General features: G+C 48.6%; 2 protein-coding genes. Both read left to right on the top strand.

All coding sequences use genetic code 11. The features are described from left to right. Nucleotides 1–185: 185 nt before the first annotated feature. Nucleotides 186–452 (top strand): hypothetical protein, encoded by a 267-nt coding sequence (locus tag K675_RS0129915; protein WP_017907125.1) that lies wholly within the window; start codon nucleotides 186–188, stop codon nucleotides 450–452. 106 nt (nucleotides 453–558) lie between these two features. After that, nucleotides 559–1374, top strand: a complete 816-nt coding sequence (locus K675_RS0129905; RefSeq protein ID WP_017907123.1) for a hypothetical protein — start codon at nucleotides 559–561, stop codon at nucleotides 1372–1374. The last annotated feature ends 174 nt before the right edge of the window (nucleotides 1375–1548 follow it).

The following is a 1548-nucleotide window of genomic DNA, read 5'->3' as shown; positions in this document are numbered from 1 at the left end:
GATGGCGTATTCAGGGGATACTGTACGCAGATAGACATGTATACATCATCTGATTATCAAGACATGATCGCTTCGACAGGATGCGATGGACTTAACATCAAAAAGAAATTTTAGGGGTTGCGCGCTCTCTTGCTCCACCCGCATATTAAAGATGTGCAAGAGCATAACAATAAGAGAGCGCAAACATGGACATCAAAAAAGTCGTCGACACTGCTTACTACATCTTCGCAAAGCGTTTTAGCGTACAGAAACTGTTTTGGATAGCCCCACAAATTGCAGATTACTGCGCAGATGAGTGCTTCCGCCTAGCCCAATCCGATACCCTTCCCCCTGCTGAGCCCGAAGGCATCGACAAGGCTCCAGCATGGCAGCAAATCAGCGCCCTGGTGTGCAGAGTCGAATTTGACGAGGTCATGGCGCGACTCAAAGCCCAGCGCCTAGCCCGTCGCTAACCCCGCAAGCTCCGAATCCAGAGGCCTCCCCAGGGCCTCCTTGACATTTCCACCGTCAATTGCCAATCTGTCAATAATTGCCATTATATGTATTTGGAGACAGGCCATGCTGACGTTCCTATCTCCTCGCGAGCGCCGCCTGGCCAGGCTTTTGAAGCCAAAGGCTGCTTTTTGGCATTGGATGATGCGGGGTCGGAGGGCTTTGGGGATGCAGATCGAGCGCAATAATCATCTCGAAAAGGCTCTAAACCAGTCATTTGATCATTTTGGGTTTTTCCCGGCTGCTGGCTTTGTCTTTGATGACGGATGCTACAAGCTGCAACTCCAGGATAAGGATGGTTCATTTGTCGAGCATCAGTGCGAGAGTTTGCTAGAAGTAGCGACTATCGTGAGTATTAAAACTGGCTGCTGGACTGAGCAAACAGCCTCTTACGTTCCCGATTACGCACGGGTTGCACTCGAATCAGCCTCCCCAGCGGACTTTATTAGTCGATACAAGAAATTTCTGCGCGACAGGCAGTTGCAGAGCATTCGGCAGTGCTGGATTTTCTGGCTGACTAACTGCTTTGAAGAGACTGATAAAACTTCCTGGCGAGTGAAGTGCCTCGCTAGTGTTCTTTTCGAAGAGTATGAGTTCGCAGCAAAACATGCCGATGCGATTACGGCGCGCCAGGGAAACTGGGATGATCTAGGTATTAATCTCATCAGCGAAACCGAAAGCCTTTTGAAGTCTATTCGAGGTCATCTATTTAGTGTACTCAGGCTGGAGAATCCTTACGCCTTTCACTTATACCCCGCATGCAAGAGTTTTGAAGAGGTGTACAGGCTGCTTTCCGGGGATTCTGGTTTTCTCAGGGGGCGTATTGCGATGATGACTAACGCTCAGAGAGATCATATGTTTTCAGAGGATCTAGGGCTATGATGTATCTCGATAACTTCCTTAGATTCCACTATCTCAGTGAATTGCAAGGCGCAAAGCATGGCGGGTTTGCAGGACTCGACACTGTTACGTTCAAGCAGTATTTTGACGACCTAGCATCTGCTTACGAGCTCGTAAGTACTTCACATATTGACCATCAGCTTGAATATTTGACAG

Origin of the sequence: Pseudomonas fuscovaginae SE-1 (genome assembly GCF_000364705.1) — a bacterium.
GTDB classification, from domain to species: domain Bacteria; phylum Pseudomonadota; class Gammaproteobacteria; order Pseudomonadales; family Pseudomonadaceae; genus Aquipseudomonas; species Aquipseudomonas fuscovaginae_A.
This window is presented reverse-complemented; position numbering and strand designations above follow the sequence as displayed.